The 490-nt window shown below is 61.6% G+C and carries 1 protein-coding gene; it reads left to right on the top strand.

What is annotated here, in order from left to right:
- Positions 1 to 434, top strand: a 434-nt coding sequence (locus tag ACLFKU_RS44045; protein ID WP_410853430.1) for an MFS transporter, incomplete at its 5' end; no start/stop codon positions are given.
- Between the last annotated feature and the right edge of the window lie 56 nt (positions 435 to 490).

Below are 490 nucleotides of genomic sequence, written 5' to 3'. Positions count from 1 at the left end.
TCCACACCCACAGCCCCTGGATTTTCCTTGTTGACCTCTTCTTCGGCTCACTTGGCGCCGGCGTGTTCAACCTCATGGTGTGGGCCTTCATTACCGACGTCATCGATGCCCAGGAGGTCATGTCCGGGGAGCGTGAAGACGGTGTCATCTATGGCGTGAACTCCTTCGCCCGCAAGCTTGCCCAGGCCATTGCCGGTGGAATCGGCGGAGCCATGCTGACGATGATCGGCTACCAGTCCTCCTCCCAAGGTGGTGCCGTTCAGTCGGAGTCCGTCGTCAATCACCTGTACACGCTCGCCACCGCCATCCCGACGATCTGCTGCCTCGGCGCTGCCCTGCTCATGCTGGGCTACCCGCTCACCCGCGACAAGGTGGTCGCCAACGCCGACGAGTTGGCTCGTCGCCACGCAGTACAGGCCGAGCAAAACTCCTGACCCATAACGGAGGCACATCATGGACCGCTCATGCGGATCACCGACCACTTGACAAC

The sequence above is a fragment of the Paraburkholderia sp. EG304 genome (genome assembly GCF_046543485.1).
In the GTDB taxonomy this organism is placed as follows: domain Bacteria; phylum Pseudomonadota; class Gammaproteobacteria; order Burkholderiales; family Burkholderiaceae; genus Paraburkholderia; species Paraburkholderia youngii.
The sequence above is the reverse complement of the archived record's forward strand: the minus strand, read 5'-3'. Positions and strand labels throughout refer to the sequence as shown.